We start from the raw sequence: 16,698 nt of genomic DNA on the forward strand, positions 1-16,698 counted from the left end.
AAAGGAACTGGCATGTCGGATGAAATGCACCATTTCTCGATGGGAATCTGGCTGCTCGGGCTCGCCTACGTCGTGTCCGTGGTCGGGTCGGTAGTCGGCCTGGCGTGCACCAGGCATTCAGCGTCGGCGACGACAACCGCCACACGCATGCGATGGCTCGCCATGGCTGCCCTGTCGATCGGTGGTGTCGCCATCTGGCTGATGCACTTCATCGCCATGCTCGGCTTCGCAGTCCCCGGCAGTCCCATTCGATACAACCTCGGATGGACCGTGATCTCCGCGATCATCTCAGTAGGTGCTGTTTTTGTCGGTCTGCTGATCATCGGGACCGAATTCCGCTGGACGCGGCTTCTGATCGGCGGCGTGGTGACCGGTCTCGCCGTGAACATCATGCATTACACCGGCATGCGCGCCTTGCGCTTTCAGGGTGAGATCCACTACGACCTGCTCTTCGTTGCATTGTCGGTTCTCATCGCAGTCGTCGCCGGAACCGCTGCACTGTGGTTCACCATGGTGCTCGAGTCCACGATTCTGCGTTTTGTCGCCGGAATCATCATGGGCATCGCCGTCGTCGGTATGCACTACACCGGAATGGCCGCAGTCGAGGTTGTTCACGACGCGGCAGCCCCGGCGCCGCAGGGACTCGAAGTGTTCTCATTCCTCTTCCCTGTCTTCGTTCTCGGCCTGCTGGCGTTGGCAGTTCCGATTGTCGCCGTGCTCACAGCGCCCAACCGTGCGACAGCACGGATGGAATCCGCCGCCGACGACCTGGCGTTCGAAGCACGAGAGTTCGCGACCTCGAACTGAGAGGAGTACGGGGCGAGTCGATGTGAATCGACGACGCCCCGTACATTGCGGGGATGGTGGATGCCGGACACAACCCCCCGCCGTCGGCCGACGCGGCACTGGTCGTGATCGGTGGTTTGCCGGCCACCGGCAAATCGACGATCGCGCGGGTGCTTGCTCAGCATCACAAGATCCCCTACGTGCGGATCGATACCATCGAACAGTCGCTGATCCGCAGCGGTATCGCTGATGTATCCGGGACCGCCGGATACATCACCGGGTACGCGCTCGCCGCCGAACAATTGCGACTGGGACTCTCGGTCGTGGTCGAATGCGTCAACCCAGTCGAGGCGACACGAAACGCCTGGTCCGCTACCGCACAACATAATTCGGCGCGCTTGCTCAGTGTCGAAGTCATCTGTTCGGATCCCGACGAGCATCGCAGACGCGCAGAACGGCGAGTCGTCGACATCCCGGATCTTGTACTACCTACGTGGCAGGAAATCCTGGATCGAGACTACGAGCCGTGGACCACGGAACGGCCCGTGCTCGACACCGCAATCATGAACTCCGAGAGCGCAGTACGACGAATAACTGCCAGAATGTTCACCGAATGAGAGCTGCTCACAGGGTGAGAACGAAGAATGCACTGTTCGGATCTTCGCGGTAGTTTCCGAACGGTGGAGACGGGACGAACCCGAATCTCGCATACAGTCGGCGTGCCGGATCGAAGAAGTCCTGTGTGCCGGTCTCCAATTCGAGTTGCCGGTAACCGCGTTGTCTCGACTCGTCCACGACGTGTTGAAGAAGTCGCGTACCCACGCCACGCCCTCGAGCTACCGATGAGGTTCGCATCGACTTGATCTCGCCACCGGTCGACGACCGTTCCTTGAGTGCAACACAACCGAGTAGCTCGTCACCTTCGCTCCACAGCGTCCACATGGTCACGGAGCTATCCGTCAGCCCGGTGATGTCCAGCGCGTGAACGCTGTCCGCGGGCGAGGTCGCATGCATGTCGGCGAGATGTTCGGTCAGTAGAGCACGGACCACATCCCGACTCAGGTCGTCAATTTCGATTCGCACGGATCCTCACTGTCCTCTTCGCTTCCGGCAGCATCGAATGAAAGTATGACTGGCCATCACTTCGGCGAAGGCTTGGCCCGTACGTGGATGCGTTCTCCTTGGGGGCCGAACAGACTCAGTACCTCGACCGGGCCGCCGCCGTCACTACCGAACCAATGCGGGTTTCGGGTGTCGAATTCAGCAGCTTCACCCGTACCCATCACGATGTCGTGATCGGCCAACACCAACCGCAACCTCCCCGACAAGACGTACAGCCATTCGTAGCCGTCGTGCACTTGCGGGTCGGGGTCCGTCTGGCTTGCCGGGATGGTCATCTTGAATGCCTGCAGCCCACCGGGTTGCCGAGTCAGCGGCAATACCGTTCGCCCACTGACGCTTCGAGGCGCACTCTGGATACGTGGATCGGCGACCTGTGGTGCCGCAACCAGTTGGTCCAACGGCACTTGGTGGGCAAGCGCGATCGGAAGCAGCAACTCCAGACTGGGTCGACGCTCCCCCGCTTCGAGCCTCGACAGGGTGCTCTTCGAAATACCGGTGGACTCGGACAGCGCTGTGAGCGTGACGTTCCTCTGTGTACGAATGCGTTTGAGGCGCGCGCCGATCTGCGAGATGGCGGCATCGATGTGCGGACCGTTGACATTCATGGTGCCGAGTCTGACGACGATTCCCAGAAATGGCAACATTAGTTGCTGACGAACCTCCTCCGCGAGCAATCTGTGCTCATGCGAACACACACTGAAACAGAGATCCTCGACGCCGTGATCGTCGGCGGTGGCGCCGCCGGACTCAGTGCAGCCCTGGTGTTGGGTCGTGCTCGGCGCTCGGTCGCCGTCATCGATTCCGGCAAACCGCGCAACACACCGGCAGCACACATGCACGGCTTCCTCTCGCGAGACGGCATGGCGCCAGGTGAGTTGCTCGCCGTCGGACGCAGCGAATTACAGACGTACGGAGTCGAATTCAAACGCGATGACGTAGTCGACATCTCCTGGCGCGGTATCGAACCCGGCTTTGTCGTCGAACTGTCGGGAGGCACGACGCTCGAAACTCGTACTGTGCTGGTTGCCACCGGCCTACTGGATTCACTCCCGAAAAAACCAGGCATCCAGGAGCTTTGGGGGCAAAGCGTGCTCCATTGCCCGTACTGCCATGCGTACGAGATCAGCGACCAACCGATCGGCGTTCTCGGCGGCGACGCTCGCGAGATGTCACTTCACCAGGCGTTTCTACTCCGACAGTGGTCGTCGGATGTGACGTTCTTCCCCGACAAGATCTCGCTCACCCCCGACGAACGCGCGCGACTGGCTGCCCGAGGAGTGACGGTTGCCGACGGATCGGTATCTGGATTGGTCTGCGAGAAAAGCAAACTGAAAGCCGTCGAACTCGACAACGGCCAACTGGTTGCGCGCTCAGCACTGTTCGTTGCGCCGCGTTTCGTTCCGAACGACGCACATCTGACGCGACTCGGCTGCAAAGCCAGCCCCACGGGATTCGTGGCTGTCGATCATTCCGGCGCCACCAGTGTTCCCGGTATCTGGGGCGCCGGCAACGTCGTCGACCCTCGCGCACAGGTAATCAATGCTGCGGCTGCAGGTTCAACCGCGGCGATCGCAATCAACGGATACCTGGTAGAGCAGGACGTCGAATCGGCTCTTCGCTCGACCGACCCTGAAGGTGGTTTCTCGGCGGCCATGGAGCAGGGCGTCTGCGAGATGAACGGCGGCAGCGCCCTTCACGGCATCTGACCGAAGCGTCTAGGTCGCGGGGCCGCCGTGCAACTTCTCGTAGGCGGCCTTCTCGGCGTCGTGGCGCGAGATCTTCTTCGGGTTCTCGAGGTCGGAAGGCAAACCGTGACGCTCGAGGCGACGCGACCTGTTCTGAGCCATGTAGGAGACCGAATAGAACAGCGCCAGAAGCACTCCGAGCAGCACCATCGACGCCCGCAGGGCCCACGGCCCGGGGAAGAGCATGAAGGCCGCGAAGACGGGAATGAACGGCACCATGCTGCGGATCAGGTGACGTGGCACAGCCCAGTCACCGATCAGGTCGTTTCGCACCCAGTCCTGCATCGAATCGGGCAACTTGCGCCCCACTGAATAACCCAACCACTGAAGGGGATTCGGGCTCGTGCGTTGCTTTTTGGAAGTCACGGAAGTCACCTGTTCGGTACGCATCGGTCTTGACGCAGTCGTCACGTTTCTTTCAGATGTGGTCATCACATTTCTCTCATTGGTCCAAAGCGCCGGCGCGGAGCGCGGCCTCGTTGACCCGCGTCAGAACGTTGTGGAGTTCTTCGAGTTCGGCGAGGCTGACGCCGAGCTTCGCGACAACCGCCGGCGGTATCTTCTCCGCCTCGTCACGCAGTGCCACACCGGCTTCGGTGAGGTCGACGTCGAGTTGACGTTCGTCGGCGCGGCTACGGGTTCGCGTGATCAACCCGGACGCCTCGAGTCGCTTGAGGAGCGGCGAGAGTGTCGGCGAATCGAGCTGCAATGCCTGCCCGATTTCCTTGACCGCCATCGGCGACTTCCCCCACAGGGCAAGCATCACCAGATACTGGGGATGTGTGAGGCCCATCGGCTCGAGCAGTGGCCGGTAGACGGACAGGACTGCCCGGTTCGCGACCGCAAGTGCAAAACACACCTGCCGGTCGAGAGCCAGCGGATCGTCCATCTGCGTCTGCGGAGCCTTCGTCGTCATGAATCCGATGTTACCAGATTGATTAGTGCAGTAACTATTATCGCACTAATCAATCTGGCGACGATCGTCACTCTTCTCCAACGTCGACGTGGGTTGCCCGGTGAGGCCCACGTGCGCTTCCGCCCTCATTCGCTCCACCATGTGCGGGTAGTGCAGCTCGAACGCCGGACGCTCGCTACGGATGCGCGGCAACTCGGTGAAGTTGTGACGCGGCGGTGGGCAGGTGGTCGCCCACTCCAGCGAGTTTCCGTAACCCCACGGATCGTCGACGGTGACCACCTCGCCGTAGCGGTAACTCTTGAAAACGTTCCAGATGAACGGCAGTGTCGACGCGCCGAGCACGAAGGCGAAGATCGTGGACACCGAGTTCAGCACCGTGAATCCGTCCGAGGGCAGGTAGTCGGCGTAACGACGGGGCATACCTTCGCCACCGAGCCAGTGCTGGACGAGGAAAGTGCCGTGGAAGCCGACGAACGTGGTCCAGAAGTGCCACTTGCCGAGGCGCTCGTCCATCATGCGACCGGTCATCTTCGGGAACCAGAAGTAGATACCGGCGTACGTGGCGAACACGACCGTACCGAAGACCACGTAGTGGAAGTGGGCGACAACAAAATACGTGTCGGTGACGTGGAAGTCGATCGGCGGACTCGCGAGAATAACGCCCGACAGACCACCGAAGAGGAAGGTGATCAGGAAGCCGACCGAGAACAGCATCGGCGATTCGAAGGTCAACTGCCCCTTCCACATCGTGCCGATCCAGTTGAAGATCTTAACACCTGTCGGCACGGCGATCAGGAACGTCATGAACGAGAAGTAGGGCAGGAGAACAGCACCCGTCGCATACATGTGGTGAGCCCACACCGCGATGGACAGAGCTGAGATCGCCAGTGTCGCGTAAACCAAACCGGTGTATCCGAAGATCGGCTTACGGCTGAAGACCGGGAAGATCTCCGAGACGATGCCGAAGAACGGCAGCGCGATGATATACACCTCGGGGTGCCCGAAGAACCAGAACAGGTGCTGCCACAACAGAACTCCACCTGACGCTGGGTCGAAGATGTGTCCACCGAGATGGCGGTCGACGAACAGTCCCATGAATGCGGCGGTCAGTAGCGGGAACGCCATCAAGATCAGGATGCTGGTGATGAAGATATTCCAGGTGAAGATCGACATCCGGAACATCGTCATGCCTGGTGCGCGCAAACAGATCACCGTGGTGATCATGTTGACCGCACCGAGAATAGTGCCGAGACCGCCTACTGTCAGTCCGAAGACCCACAGGTCGGCTCCGACGCCGGGGCTGTGCACCGCACCCGACAGCGGGGTGTACGCAGTCCAACCGAAGTCGGCAGCGCCGCCCGGCGTGAGGAATCCGCCGAGTACGATCAAACCACCAAAAGTGAAGAGCCAGAAGCCGAATGCGTTCAAGCGCGGGAAGGCCACGTCCGGGGCACCGATTTGCAGCGGAAGTATGTAGTTCGCGAAGCCGAAAACGACGGGCGTCGCGTACAGCAGCAACATGATCGTGCCGTGCATGGTGAACAACTGGTTGAACTGCTCGTTCGAGAGGAACTGCATCCCGGGGACAGCCAGTTCCGCACGCATGAACAGGGCCATCAGGCCGCCGATCAAGAAGAACACGAAAGCCGTGATCATGTACATGATCCCGATCTTCTTGTGATCGGTGGTCTTGATCATGTCGAACATCCACGACCCCTTGGGATCACGACGCTTCGGGTACGGCCGCTCCGGAATCGGCTCCAGCTCTCCGGTCCGCTCGTCCGGCACCGTTGTTGTCATGCTCGCGCGTCCTCTTTCGTGCTCGATACCACCCTCAAGAACTTTCCGCACGACCATATCGCATGTTAATAGTTAATGCACAAACTAAGTTTGGTCGACGTGGACATCAATCGAAAACCGAACGTACGCAACCTTTTGCAGATTTCGGTGAGATAAAGTCAGGCGGCGGAATAGGTCGAGGGTCCGCCGCGTTGAACAAACCCGTGACTCTTCCCGACACATCGACAGCACCCGAGGCCCCCGCGTTGCGCGGCCTCTTCGAGCCTTTCGAGGTCAAATCACTCTCGTTGCGCAACCGTTTTGCGATGGCCCCGATGACTCGCGCCTTCTCTCCTGACGGAATCCCCGGCGCCGACGTGGCCGAGTACTACCGTCGTCGCGCAGCGGGCGGGGTCGGCCTGATCATCACGGAAGGCACCTATATCCCGGACCCGGCAGCCGGCCCGCACACCCGCGTACCGCGCATCTACGGTGATTCGAGCCTGGGCGGCTGGAAGTCGGTAGTCGACGCCGTGCACGCCGAGGGTGGATCGATCATTCCTCAGCTGTGGCACCTCGGAGTCGAGCGCGGCGAAAACTCGCGTCTGAACCCCGAGGTCGAAACCGTCAGCCCCTCCGGCCTGGCGCTGGACGGCACCCGTCTGGGACGAGAATTCACCACCTCGGATCTCGACACCTTGAAGCAGTCGTGGGTCGACGCCGCACTCAACGCGAAGAACACCGGTTTCGACGGTCTCGAGTTGCACGGAGCGCACGGTTACCTGCTCGACGAATTCCTGTGGGCCGGAACCAATGTCCGCACCGATGAATACGGCGGATCACTGGAAGCCCGCACCCGCTTCCCAGCCGAGGTCGTCGCCGCAATCCGAGAGGCTGTCGGAAACGAGTTCGCGATCGTCTACCGATTCTCACAGTGGAAGTCCGGCCACTACGACGCTCGTATCGCCCAGAGCCCTGCTGAACTCGGCCGCATCCTCACTCCCCTGGTCGACGCCGGCGTCGACGTTCTGCATCCGTCGACGAGGCGCCACTGGGAACCGGCGTTCACTGAACTCGACGGTGAAGACGGCAAGCTCGGCCTCGCCGGCTGGACGAAGAAGCTGACCGGGTTGCCGACCATCACCGTCGGCTCGGTCGGACTCGACTCCGTGTTCACGACGGCATTCACCGGCGACGCCGCATCGGCTGTCACGGGGCTGGAGCGTCTCGAAGCTCAGTACGATAGGGGCGAATTCGACATGGTTGCCATCGGACGCGCGCTGCTCGCCGATCCCGAGTGGGTCGAGAAACTCCGCACCGGACGCGCGGACGAGCACATCGCATTCACTGCAGAACATCGCACGCACCTGAACTGACCTCGCACGACAGAACGGCACTCCCGCGATTGCGGGAGTGCCGTTCGTGGGTCTACCGGAAGTTCTAGCTGCCGAGCGTGACCGGGTCGGGGCCGATGCGGCCGGCCGGGTCGTCGAGAGCACCGATCGCGTTGATCTGTTCCGGCGTCAGTTCGAATCCGAAGACATCGAAGTTTGCGGCGATACGTTCGGGGGTCACCGACTTCGGAATCACCACGTTTCCGATCTGCAGGTGCCAGCGAATGATCACCTGAGCCGCGGTGACGCCATGAGCGTCGGCGATAGCGGTGATGACGGGGTCACCGAGAACAGTTCCCTGGCCGAGCGGGCTCCACGCTTCCGTCGCGATTCCCTTGCCGGTGTGGAAGGCGCGCAGTTCGGCTTGGTTGAACTTGGGGTGAAGCTCGATCTGGTTGAGGACCGGCACCTCACCGGTTTCACCGATGACACGCTCGAGGTTCTCGATGGTGAAGTTGGAGACGCCGATGGATCGAACCCGTCCGTCCGCCTTGAGCTTCTGGAATGCCTTGAAGGTCTCGACGTACAAGTCCTTGGACGGAACCGGCCAGTGGATCAGGTACAGATCGAGGTAGTCGAGACCCAACTTGTCGAGGCTGGCGTCGAAGGCGGCAAGCGTCGAGTCGTAGCCCTGATCGTCGTTCCACAGTTTTGTCGTGATGTACAGGTCTTCGCGGGCGATGCCGGATTCGGCGATCGCGCGGCCGACGCCCACCTCGTTGCCGTAGATCTTGGCGGTGTCGATACTGCGGTAACCGGTCTTCAGAGCGGTGGAGACGGCTTCCTGCGTCTCGTCGTCCGGAACCTGGAACACACCGAATCCCAGTGCGGGGATCGTCTTACCGTCGTTCAGAACAATGGTCGGTACAGAGGTCACATCGTTGGTCTCGGTCATATGTGGATCCAACGCGCGGGCGCCAGGAGGCATTCCCCACCGAACCTCCTCTTCGCACCCTTGTCGCACCCGAAATGCCGGTCTACCTTGGAATACAAGTAATCGAATCGCCTCGAGAAAAGAGAGAGCGATGAATCTCGGATATCGCCTCGCCTACAAGGTCGGCGTCACTCCATGGGAGCACACCGGTCACGGCTTCGCCGCTCAACTGTCCGGCCTTCTGGATGCGATTCCCCTCCCGGAAGGTGGCCGCGCACTCGATATCGGTTGCGGCACCGGACGCCATTCCATCGAGCTGGCGCAACGCGGGTGGCACGTCACCGGCGTCGACGCCGAACAGGAACCGCTGGACAAAGCGCGCATTCACGCGCGTGAAGCACACGTCGACGTCCGGTTCCTCCACGAGGACGCGGCAGACCTGCACATTGCTGTCGACGGCGGGCACATGCTGGTGCTCGACATCGGCTGTTTTCACGGGCTCACCGATCATCAACGACGGGACTACGGGAGGTCGGTCAACGCGATCACCGCACCGGGAGCGTCCATGGTGATGTTCGCATTCGGGCCAGGTCACCGTTGGCCGATGCCACATGGCGTCTCCGAGGAGGACGTCATGCGAGTATTCGACGGTTGGTCGATGGCCTCGAGTACGGCCGCCGACGTGAGTGAATCGCCACTTCCGGTCCGTGCGGCACATCCGTGCTGGTACCACCTGGTCCGTGACTGACTGCTGTGCGCCTTTATTAACCGCCCGCGGTTAATAAAGGCGCACAGCACCGATTAACACAGGCGCACAGCGCCGGGGATACTTCTCAGGTGACTGCAACACTGCGCATCAGCGGCCTCTCTGCCTCCCGGGGAGAACGCACTCTGTTCTCCGACCTCGATCTCACCGTCGCGCCCGGCGACGTCATCGGCCTCGTCGGCGCGAACGGCGCCGGCAAGTCGACGCTTCTCACTGCACTGGCGGGAATCGGAACTGCCGACGTCGAAGGTTCGATCATCCTCAGCCCGCCAGACGCTGCGGTGGGCTATCTCGCGCAGGAACCCGACCGCATCGAGGGCGAGACCGTCCTCGAGTTCCTCGGCCGACGCACCGGCGTCGCGCACGCCGAGGCGGTCATGAACGCCGCGGCCGAAACCCTGGCTGAAGCGGAGGAGGATCTGTACTCTCCGGCTCTCGAACGCTGGCTGGCTCTCGGCGGCGCCGATCTGTTCGAGCGCGCTGAGAAGGTGGTCGAAGAACTCGGGCTCGGAGTTCCGCTCGAAGCTCACATGACGGCACTGTCCGGCGGTCAGGCCGCACGCGCCGGGCTCGCGTCGCTGTTGCTCTCGCGCTACGACATTCTCCTGTTGGACGAACCCACCAACGATCTCGACCTGCGGGGTCTCGAGCAGTTGGAGCGATTTGTCGCCGAGACCCGAGCGGCGCTGGTTGTCGTGAGCCACGATCGCGAGTTCCTCTCGCGCACCGTCACGGGGATCGTGGAACTCGATCTGGCACAACAGGACATCGCCGTTTACGACGGCGGCTACGAGTCTTACCTCGCCGAACGCGAGATCGCCCGCCAGCACGCACGCGAGGCGTTCGAGGAATACGCAGGCACCCGCTCCGATCTCGAAGATCGCGCACAGATGCAGCGCAACTGGATGGAACACGGCGTCCGCAATGCGCGTCGTAAGGCCAAGGACAACGACAAGATCGGACGCGGATTGCGGACCGAGTCGACGGAGAAGCAAGCCGCGAAGGCACGCCAGACCCAACGTCGCATCGAGCGACTCGAAGTGGTCGAGGAACCGCGCAAGGAGTGGGAACTTCGCATGGAGATCGCAGCAGCTCCGCGGTCCGGATCCGTTGTCGCAACCACGAATGGTGCCAAGGTAACTCGCGGTCAGTTCACGTTCGGTCCGGTCACGACACAGATCGACTGGGGCGATCGAATCCTCGTCACGGGCGCGAACGGAGCCGGCAAGACCACCCTCCTGAACGTCCTGCTCGCCAAACTCGTCCCGGACGAGGGCATCGCGTCGCTGGGCTCCGGTGTCGCGATCGGTGAGATCGATCAGGCGCGTGGATTGTTCGAAGGTGATCAACCAGTCGTGGAGGCCTTCGGCGCTCAGGTTCCGGACTGGCCCGATGCCGATGTCCGTACTCTGCTCGCCAAGTTCGGCCTGCGCGGACACCACGTACTCCGATCTGCCGCTTCATTGTCCCCCGGCGAAAGAACAAGGGCTGCACTTGCTTTGCTCCAAGCTCGCGGCGTGAACCTACTGGTACTGGACGAGCCGACGAACCATCTCGACCTTCCGGCGATCGAACAGCTCGAGCAGGCGATGGAATCCTTCGAAGGGACCCTCCTCCTGGTCACTCACGATCGACGCATGCTGCAGTCCACCCGAAGTACGCGCCGGTGGCGAATGGAGAACGGACAGCTCTTCGAGGAGTAGCCAACCGACTCTGCTTGCGCAGACAACCCGCGTGTGCAACTATTTATCAGGCGCACGCAATAGTTGCATGCGCGGCATAGGTGGGCACGGGCGACACGATCGCCCGTCGAACCGCCACACCCAGTCTTGAAAGGCGCTCTTCAATGTTGTCGATCCCCGACCGCACACTGACTCACGGAACCACCGGCGAACCGATCACCATCCCGCAACTCGGGTACGGCGTTTTCCAGGTACCGGACGCACAGACCGAAGAGGTCACTGCCACCGCTCTCGAGATCGGCTACCGCCACATCGACACGGCCGCAATCTACGGAAACGAAGCCGGTGTCGGCCGCGCCATCGCTAGTTCGGGTGTTCCGAGGTCAGAGCTGTTTGTCACCACCAAGTTGTGGAATGACGATCAGGGCCACGACAGAGCGCTCGCCGCGTTCGACACGAGCCTCGACAAGCTCGGCCTCGACTTCGTCGACCTGTATCTGATCCACTGGCCGGCACCGGCAAAGGGCCTGTTCGTGGAGACGTGGGCCGCTTTCGAGGAGATCCTCGCCTCCGGCCGCGCCCGTGCGATCGGCGTGTCCAACTTCCTGCCCGAGCACCTCGAACTGCTGGCCGAGCACAGCTCGATCACCCCGGCCGTCAACCAGATCGAATTGCACCCCAGACTGCAACAGCACGCGTCACGGGAATACGCGCGAAGTCGCGGCATCGAAATCGAGGCATGGAGCCCACTGGGACAGGGAACTATCCTCGACGACCCGACCATCGGGAAAATCGCTGCAGCACACGGAAAGAGCCCAGCGCAGATCATTCTGCGCTGGCATCTCGAACAGGGACACACCGTTTTGTCGAAGTCGGTGACACCTGCCCGCATGCGCGACAACGCCGCAATCTTCGACTTCGCACTCGATACCGACGAGTCAGCTGCCATCGCAGCGCTGAACACCGACAGCCGTGTCGGACCCGATCCAGTCGAATTGAACTGAATCGAAACGGCTTCAGGAATTTTCGTGGGGAGTCAACGTCAGCAGCACAGAATCGACGGACTGCTCGGCCAGGAGCGCGTCCAGCGGTAAGTGACGGAACAACGCTCGGTAATAGATCGGCGACGCCAGCGCGTCCAGGACGAAGTCCAGGTCGAAGTCGCTCCGAATGTCGCCGCGTAGCCGCGCCGATTCCAGCACTGCCGCAGTGGAATCGCGTCGTGGCTGAAAGAATGCCGACTGGAAATCCCGCGCCAATTCCGGGTCCGCCGCCAGATCCGCGACCAACGCGGGCAGGATCCGCCCAACTACCGTTTCGCTCAGTCCCACAACCAATGTCGTGATGCCGGCGACCAGGTCTGCCCTGAGATCGCCGGTGTCCGGCGTTGGATCAGTGCCGATGTGCGCCACGACGACGTCGACCACCAGATGCCGCTTCGACGGCCATCTCCGGTAGATGGCGGGTCGGTGCACGCCGGCTCTCGTCGCCACCGAACCGATCGACAGCTCCGCATAACCGTTCTCCCCCAACAACTCCAGGGTTGCCGCCAGTACGGCGTCGTCGATCCGCTCGTCGCGGGCGCGCACCATCTACAGCACCGGTCGCGGCATGAGCACCAGACGCCAGCCGTCGGGATCTTCGAAAGTCATCCCCGCATTCTCCTCCCAATACGGATTCTCGGCGCCAACGGGTTCGTGCCCTGCTTCACCCAACCGCTGAACTACCTCGTACATCGCCGACTCGCCGGCGAAGTAGAGCACCAACAGGTTGTCCTGCGTCGGCGCCGGGCACGGGCTTCCGTCTTCGTGGGTCGTGAATTCGAGGTGGTAGTTCGAATCCGGCAGCCCCAGCATGATTCCGTCGTACCCGGCATGACCGGAGAACCGGTAGAGCTCGGGCAATCCCAGACAGTCGCGATAGAACGCAATCACGTCGTCGAGCCTGTCGGTGGGTCGCGCTATGCGCACTTGCACTACTGCGAGTTCGTTCGGCCAAGTTGCCATTCTTAAACAGTACAGTACGTACCGTAATCTTTCGAGAAGATGGCCGCCAGCCTCCCGACGGCAGCTCGCTGCAACTACAAGCGATCATTCTCCGGAAACGCCGCTTTGGGCATGAACTTCGGCCTGGCGAACAGCACAGAGAGATTGGTGGGCTGCGACTCCACCGGGCGATCGGACCGATACAGCAAGGCCTGCTGCGGGGTACTCACCCATTCGCTGGCGAAAATCTCACCGATACGGCCCACCGGCACGTGCGATCCATCCTCGAGTCGAACGGTGACGTCTGCCCCGGCGTCCGACTGGCCGTACACGACCCACCACGATTCACCCTCAACGTCCCCTGGAGTGTGCTGACCGATACCGATGACGGCACCTTTTTCCATCGCATCGCGCCAGACCACTTCACGCCCTTGCGGTCCCACGCTGTAACTACCGTCCTCGCGCACCTGCACGACGAGACAGGACTTCTCGAGCACCAACTTTTCGACCACCATGCGACGCCCCTTCTGTTGCCCGAACCCTATCCGCCGACACCACCCAGAAACGGCATCTTCGCGGTTCATGTTGACAAACTGTTGGGTTTTTACAACACTTTGATGCATGAGCCCAGTCCGACGGGGAGACGCGCTCCCCATCTTCAATCGCATCGGAGTGCTTCGCGCCGAGCGGAAGATGAGTCGGGCCCAGCTTGCACAACTCGTCGACGTCAACCCGCAGACGGTGGGGGCGCTCGAACGCGGCGATCACTACCCCAGCCTGGATCTCGCGTTCAGGATCTGCTGGGTGTTCGACCTTCCGGTCGAAGCGGTGTTCTCCCGGACGGAGTTCGGGCCGCTGTCGACGGAGGTCTACCGGAATGCACCGTCGACGGAGGTCTACCGATCTGACCGCACTACCGAGGGGAGTGAAAAGCCCAGTGCCTGAATCAAATCTGATCGACCGCTACCAGGCCCACCGCACTCGGCGGTTCCTGCAGAACGAGGAGACGTTCCGACATTGGCTCCCGAATTGGCGAACCCGTCGACGTCGGCGGATGCTCGTCATCGCCCTCGGAGTCCTGTTCGCCACGATGGTTGCCATCGGCATAGCGTGCCTGTTCAACCCACTGTTCGCGGTGGCATGGCCGGTCCTCACCCTGTTGTTCCTACCGACGTGGTCTTCACTTCAAATCGTGTCGGGCAGGCAAGGGGATGCGCCGCGGCATGCTCTGGACGAATGGGAGATCCAGCAACGCAACGACGCCCGTTCCGTCGGGTTGAGCGTGACTCAATCGTTGGTCTTCATTGTCGCCATTTTCCTCATTTTCACCTCGTCGGTGCAGTGGAATGTAGAGAGACTGCCTTACTCGGGAGGTTTATTGGCACTGACTGCAATGCTGATCGGCGCGTGCACGCCCGCGATGATTCTCTCGTGGACCAATCCAGACCCGGATCCGATTGATTCCGAAGAGTTCGACCTCTGACCCGTATTTCCGAAGCGCACCACTCGACCGATGGGAAGGACCCATGTCAGCCACCCTCACGATCGACGGCATCTCGAAACGCTACGGCGACGTCGTTGCACTCGACAACCTGAGTTTCGAAGTGCGACCAGGCGAGATCTTCGGATTCGTCGGCAGCAACGGCGCCGGCAAGACGACCACGATGCGCATTGCGCTGGGTGTGCTCGGAGCAGATTCGGGGGAAGTTCGCCTCGGCGGCAAACCCGTCGACCTCGACGTGCGTCGCACTATCGGATACATGCCGGAGGAACGCGGCCTCTACCCCAAGATGAAGGTGGGCGCGCAACTTTCCTATCTGGCCGAGCTACATGGGCTCTCGAAAGCCGACGCGCACGCGGCGACAGAGCGATGGACCGAACGTCTGGGTATCGCCGAACGCGTCAAGGACACCGTCGACTCCCTGTCCCTCGGTAATCAGCAACGTGTGCAGCTCGCGGCCGCGCTGGTTCACGATCCAGCGGTACTCGTTCTGGACGAACCGTTTTCGGGCCTTGACCCCGTAGCGGTCGATGTCATGAGTGACGTGTTGGTCGAGAAGGCTCGCACCGGTGTTCCCGTAATCTTCTCCAGCCACCAGCTGGATCTGGTGGAGCGCCTGTGCGATCGCGTGAGCATCATCAGCCGCGGCAGCATGCGAGAGATCGGAACCGTCGACGAACTACGAGGCAAGGGCGACGGCCGAATCGAAGTCTTCGCCCCTGACGCGCCGGTCGGCTGGGCACACCATCTGATCGGTGTCACCACACTGAGCCACCTCGACGGTCGAACGCTCCTGAGCGTCGACGGAACCGCCGACGATCAGCAGATCCTGCATGCAGCGTTGAAAACCGGACCGGTGCACGAGTTCACGCTACGACGTCCGTCACTGACCGATCTGTTCCGAGAGGTAGTAGCCGCATGAGCAACCAGTTGAGCGGAGGTCGAGCCATCGGGTTGGTCGCCCGACGCGAATTCATGACGCAGATCTCGAAGAAGAGTTTTGTGATCAGCAACGTCATCATCCTGGTCGCGATCGTCGGCGGCATCATCGCCTTCTCACTCTTCTCCGGCGGCGACGAGGACAAGTCGAAGATCGGCTTGGTCGGCAACCAATCACTCAGTGCCACGATGGTGTCCATCGGCGACACCCTCGGAAATCCGGTGACGGTGACGGAGGTTTCCGACGACGGAACCGCGCGTAACCAGGTCAAGGACGGCGACCTCGACGTGGCCGTGATCGCTGGATCGGGCGGCGGCGTCACTGTCGTGACCAAGAAGGAAGTGCCCACGAATCTGCGCGCCGTCATCGAGAGTTCCGTTGCACAACAGGCACAATCGAATGCGCTCTCCGCCGCGGGGATCGATCCGGCTCAGCTCGCCGAAGCCACGTCCACCGCAGTGGTCACCATCGATGCCATCGATCCCCCGGATCCCGAACAGGGCCAACGCATAGCGATGTCGATCGCTGCTGTGGTGCTCCTGTACATGCAGATCCTGCTGTTCGGAACGTACGTGGCGATGGGCGTCGTCGAGGAGAAGTCCAGTCGCGTGGTCGAGCTGCTGCTCTCCACTCTTCGTCCGCTGCAGTTGTTGTGGGGCAAGGTTCTCGGAATCGGTGCTGTCGGCCTGATGCAGATGGCTGCCTATGCCGTCGCGGGCGTCGCCACCGGACTGGCGACGGGCGTCCTGACCGTGACGGGCACCGCAATCGGCGTTCTGTTCGGCACTCTCGGGTGGTTCATTCTCGGCTTCCTCTTCTTCGCCGTGCTGTACGCCGCCGCCGGGTCCATGGTCTCGCGGCAGGAGGACGTCAACGCCACCGCGATGCCTCTCGCGCTGCTCGTCATGGCGATGGTCAGCGTGGCTTTCGTTTCGGTGAGCAATCCAGAAGGAACCCTGAGCAACGTGTTGAGTTGGATTCCGCCGTTCTCGGCAATCCTCATGCCCCTGCGCATTTCCGCCGGCGTTGCTTCTCCGTTCCAGATCGTGGGAACGATTCTGCTGATGCTGGTCGTGACTGCTGCGCTGTCGATGATCGCGGCAAAGATCTACCAGCGCTCCATCCTTCGTATCGGCAAAGTCGTGTCATGGAAAGAGGCGTTCGGACGCTGATTCTCCGGCGCACAACTGGCGCCACGCGATCCCGGC

Annotated in this window: 20 protein-coding genes; 11 read left to right on the forward strand and 9 right to left on the reverse strand. The window is 61.6% G+C overall.

Annotation, left to right across the window (positions count from 1 at the left end; translation table 11 throughout):
• Positions 1 to 12 precede the first annotated feature (12 nt).
• On the forward strand, positions 13 to 807 hold the full coding sequence (locus H7C86_RS01930) for an MHYT domain-containing protein (protein WP_019744851.1): 795 nt from the start codon (positions 13 to 15) through the stop codon (positions 805 to 807).
• A gap of 53 nt (positions 808 to 860) precedes the next feature.
• Complete coding sequence (locus tag H7C86_RS01935) at positions 861 to 1,403, forward strand: AAA family ATPase (RefSeq protein ID WP_182261006.1); 543 nt, start codon at positions 861 to 863, stop codon at positions 1,401 to 1,403.
• 7 nt (positions 1,404 to 1,410) lie between these two features.
• Here H7C86_RS01935 and H7C86_RS01940 read toward each other — a convergent pair whose 3' ends face one another.
• Positions 1,411 to 1,869: a GNAT family N-acetyltransferase gene (locus H7C86_RS01940; protein ID WP_060938180.1), complete on the reverse strand. Its 459-nt coding sequence runs from the start codon at positions 1,867 to 1,869 to the stop codon at positions 1,411 to 1,413.
• 56 nt (positions 1,870 to 1,925) lie between these two features.
• Entirely contained in the window at positions 1,926 to 2,552 is a 627-nt protein-coding gene (locus tag H7C86_RS01945) for a helix-turn-helix domain-containing protein (protein WP_019744854.1), read from the reverse strand.
• 33 nt (positions 2,553 to 2,585) lie between these two features.
• Here H7C86_RS01945 and H7C86_RS01950 point away from each other — a divergent pair, with 33 nt between their 5' ends.
• Complete coding sequence (locus H7C86_RS01950) at positions 2,586 to 3,614, forward strand: NAD(P)/FAD-dependent oxidoreductase (RefSeq protein ID WP_182261007.1); 1,029 nt, start codon at positions 2,586 to 2,588, stop codon at positions 3,612 to 3,614.
• A 9-nt stretch (positions 3,615 to 3,623) separates the two neighbouring features.
• On the opposite strand, the gene H7C86_RS01955 is transcribed toward H7C86_RS01950, so the two are convergent.
• Genes H7C86_RS01955 through ctaD form a run of 3 tightly spaced genes read right to left on the reverse strand, consistent with a single transcriptional unit; the run spans position 3,624 to position 6,369 of the window.
• Positions 3,624 to 4,043, reverse strand: coding sequence for a DUF5313 family protein (locus tag H7C86_RS01955; RefSeq protein ID WP_042451127.1), 420 nt, complete (start codon positions 4,041 to 4,043; stop codon positions 3,624 to 3,626).
• A 52-nt stretch (positions 4,044 to 4,095) separates the two neighbouring features.
• Complete coding sequence (locus H7C86_RS01960) at positions 4,096 to 4,569, reverse strand: MarR family winged helix-turn-helix transcriptional regulator (protein ID WP_019744857.1); 474 nt, start codon at positions 4,567 to 4,569, stop codon at positions 4,096 to 4,098.
• Positions 4,570 to 4,614: 45 nt separating this feature from the next.
• On the reverse strand, positions 4,615 to 6,369 hold the full coding sequence (gene ctaD / locus H7C86_RS01965; protein ID WP_046379038.1) for a cytochrome c oxidase subunit I: 1,755 nt from the start codon (positions 6,367 to 6,369) through the stop codon (positions 4,615 to 4,617).
• Between the two features lie 203 nt (positions 6,370 to 6,572).
• On the opposite strand from ctaD, the gene H7C86_RS01970 reads away from it, so the two are divergent.
• Positions 6,573 to 7,724: an NADH:flavin oxidoreductase gene (locus tag H7C86_RS01970; protein WP_113683265.1), complete on the forward strand. Its 1,152-nt coding sequence runs from the start codon at positions 6,573 to 6,575 to the stop codon at positions 7,722 to 7,724.
• Between the two features lie 64 nt (positions 7,725 to 7,788).
• Here the strand turns inward: H7C86_RS01970 and H7C86_RS01975 are convergent, their stop codons facing one another.
• Positions 7,789 to 8,637: an aldo/keto reductase gene (locus H7C86_RS01975; protein WP_019744860.1), complete on the reverse strand. Its 849-nt coding sequence runs from the start codon at positions 8,635 to 8,637 to the stop codon at positions 7,789 to 7,791.
• Positions 8,638 to 8,767: 130 nt separating this feature from the next.
• On the opposite strand from H7C86_RS01975, the gene H7C86_RS01980 reads away from it, so the two are divergent.
• From H7C86_RS01980 to H7C86_RS01990, 3 genes are all read left to right on the forward strand, one after another.
• Entirely contained in the window at positions 8,768 to 9,364 is a 597-nt protein-coding gene (locus tag H7C86_RS01980; RefSeq protein ID WP_182261008.1) for a class I SAM-dependent methyltransferase, read from the forward strand.
• An 89-nt stretch (positions 9,365 to 9,453) separates the two neighbouring features.
• A complete protein-coding gene (locus H7C86_RS01985) occupies positions 9,454 to 11,085 on the forward strand; it encodes an ABC-F family ATP-binding cassette domain-containing protein (protein ID WP_182261009.1) in 1,632 nt (543 codons plus the stop codon).
• A 143-nt stretch (positions 11,086 to 11,228) separates the two neighbouring features.
• Positions 11,229 to 12,068, forward strand: coding sequence for an aldo/keto reductase (locus H7C86_RS01990; RefSeq protein WP_020908738.1), 840 nt, complete (start codon positions 11,229 to 11,231; stop codon positions 12,066 to 12,068).
• Positions 12,069 to 12,080: 12 nt separating this feature from the next.
• On the opposite strand, the gene H7C86_RS01995 is transcribed toward H7C86_RS01990, so the two are convergent.
• From H7C86_RS01995 to H7C86_RS02005, 3 genes are all read right to left on the reverse strand, one after another.
• Entirely contained in the window at positions 12,081 to 12,656 is a 576-nt protein-coding gene (locus H7C86_RS01995; RefSeq protein ID WP_007733408.1) for a TetR/AcrR family transcriptional regulator, read from the reverse strand.
• A complete protein-coding gene (locus H7C86_RS02000; protein ID WP_080909125.1) occupies positions 12,657 to 13,070 on the reverse strand; it encodes a VOC family protein in 414 nt (137 codons plus the stop codon).
• A 74-nt stretch (positions 13,071 to 13,144) separates the two neighbouring features.
• Positions 13,145 to 13,564, reverse strand: a complete 420-nt coding sequence (locus H7C86_RS02005) for a hypothetical protein (protein ID WP_029255992.1) — start codon at positions 13,562 to 13,564, stop codon at positions 13,145 to 13,147.
• Between the two features lie 106 nt (positions 13,565 to 13,670).
• Between H7C86_RS02005 and H7C86_RS02010 the strand changes: the two genes are divergently transcribed.
• Genes H7C86_RS02010 through H7C86_RS02025 form a run of 4 tightly spaced genes read left to right on the forward strand, consistent with a single transcriptional unit; the run spans position 13,671 to position 16,662 of the window.
• Positions 13,671 to 13,994: a helix-turn-helix transcriptional regulator gene (locus tag H7C86_RS02010; protein ID WP_003940147.1), complete on the forward strand. Its 324-nt coding sequence runs from the start codon at positions 13,671 to 13,673 to the stop codon at positions 13,992 to 13,994.
• Complete coding sequence (locus H7C86_RS02015) at positions 13,987 to 14,532, forward strand: hypothetical protein (protein ID WP_020970450.1); 546 nt, start codon at positions 13,987 to 13,989, stop codon at positions 14,530 to 14,532. The genes H7C86_RS02010 and H7C86_RS02015 overlap by 8 nt, the downstream gene beginning before the upstream one ends.
• Positions 14,533 to 14,575: 43 nt before the next feature.
• Positions 14,576 to 15,472 (forward strand): ABC transporter ATP-binding protein, encoded by an 897-nt coding sequence (locus H7C86_RS02020; protein WP_182261010.1) that lies wholly within the window; start codon positions 14,576 to 14,578, stop codon positions 15,470 to 15,472.
• A complete protein-coding gene (locus tag H7C86_RS02025) occupies positions 15,469 to 16,662 on the forward strand; it encodes an ABC transporter permease (RefSeq protein WP_019744870.1) in 1,194 nt (397 codons plus the stop codon). The genes H7C86_RS02020 and H7C86_RS02025 overlap by 4 nt, the downstream gene beginning before the upstream one ends.
• Positions 16,663 to 16,698 lie beyond the last annotated feature (36 nt).

This window comes from Rhodococcus sp. UFZ-B548 (genome assembly GCF_903819475.1).
Taxonomy (GTDB): Bacteria; Actinomycetota; Actinomycetes; order Mycobacteriales; family Mycobacteriaceae; genus Rhodococcus_F; species Rhodococcus_F erythropolis.

What these genes read in the sequence shown, in the direction of transcription:
- H7C86_RS02000 (WP_080909125.1), bottom strand. Translation starts at nt 13,070, where the DNA reads ATGGCAACTTGGCCGAACGAACTCGCAGTAGTGCAAGTGCGCATAGCG.
- H7C86_RS02025 (WP_019744870.1), top strand. Translation starts at nt 15,469, where the DNA reads ATGAGCAACCAGTTGAGCGGAGGTCGAGCCATCGGGTTGGTCGCCCGA.
- H7C86_RS01975 (WP_019744860.1), bottom strand. Translation starts at nt 8,637, where the DNA reads ATGACCGAGACCAACGATGTGACCTCTGTACCGACCATTGTTCTGAAC.
- H7C86_RS01955 (WP_042451127.1), bottom strand. Translation starts at nt 4,043, where the DNA reads ATGCGTACCGAACAGGTGACTTCCGTGACTTCCAAAAAGCAACGCACG.
- ctaD (WP_046379038.1), bottom strand. Translation starts at nt 6,369, where the DNA reads ATGACAACAACGGTGCCGGACGAGCGGACCGGAGAGCTGGAGCCGATT.
- H7C86_RS02020 (WP_182261010.1), top strand. Translation starts at nt 14,576, where the DNA reads ATGTCAGCCACCCTCACGATCGACGGCATCTCGAAACGCTACGGCGAC.
- H7C86_RS01945 (WP_019744854.1), bottom strand. Translation starts at nt 2,552, where the DNA reads ATGTTGCCATTTCTGGGAATCGTCGTCAGACTCGGCACCATGAATGTC.
- H7C86_RS01980 (WP_182261008.1), top strand. Translation starts at nt 8,768, where the DNA reads ATGAATCTCGGATATCGCCTCGCCTACAAGGTCGGCGTCACTCCATGG.
- H7C86_RS01995 (WP_007733408.1), bottom strand. Translation starts at nt 12,656, where the DNA reads ATGGTGCGCGCCCGCGACGAGCGGATCGACGACGCCGTACTGGCGGCA.
- H7C86_RS01960 (WP_019744857.1), bottom strand. Translation starts at nt 4,569, where the DNA reads ATGACGACGAAGGCTCCGCAGACGCAGATGGACGATCCGCTGGCTCTC.
- H7C86_RS01990 (WP_020908738.1), top strand. Translation starts at nt 11,229, where the DNA reads ATGTTGTCGATCCCCGACCGCACACTGACTCACGGAACCACCGGCGAA.
- H7C86_RS01935 (WP_182261006.1), top strand. Translation starts at nt 861, where the DNA reads ATGGTGGATGCCGGACACAACCCCCCGCCGTCGGCCGACGCGGCACTG.
- H7C86_RS02005 (WP_029255992.1), bottom strand. Translation starts at nt 13,564, where the DNA reads ATGGTGGTCGAAAAGTTGGTGCTCGAGAAGTCCTGTCTCGTCGTGCAG.
- H7C86_RS01930 (WP_019744851.1), top strand. Translation starts at nt 13, where the DNA reads ATGTCGGATGAAATGCACCATTTCTCGATGGGAATCTGGCTGCTCGGG.
- H7C86_RS02010 (WP_003940147.1), top strand. Translation starts at nt 13,671, where the DNA reads ATGAGCCCAGTCCGACGGGGAGACGCGCTCCCCATCTTCAATCGCATC.